Genomic DNA, 278 nt, shown 5'->3' on the forward strand with positions numbered 1-278 from the left:
CGCTTCGCCAAGATCGCCGGCGAGATGGTGTTGCGCGGCGCGGTCGAGATGCTGGTGCAGTCGCTGTGGCCGGAAGAGCGCCATGCGGCGGTGGCGGTGCCCGACAAAAGGCGTGGCGAGCGCATCGTGCTGGTTACCACCGCCGGCGACGCCGATCCCGAACAGTTGCGCCAGTTCGGCAAGAAGGCAGGAGCGGCAGAGCTGATGGTGCCCAACGACATCATCAAGGTCGACGAAATCCCGGTGCTTGGCTCCGGCAAGACGGACTACGTCTCGGC

1 pseudogene is annotated in these 278 nt (G+C 66.2%); it reads left to right on the plus strand.

The annotated features are described in order from the left end of the window. Positions 1 to 278, plus strand: a pseudogene (locus EN852_RS40635) (2-acyl-glycerophospho-ethanolamine acyltransferase); the annotation flags it as partial.

The organism is Mesorhizobium sp. M2E.F.Ca.ET.209.01.1.1 (assembly GCF_004010375.2).
Taxonomy (GTDB): Bacteria; Pseudomonadota; Alphaproteobacteria; order Rhizobiales; family Rhizobiaceae; genus Mesorhizobium.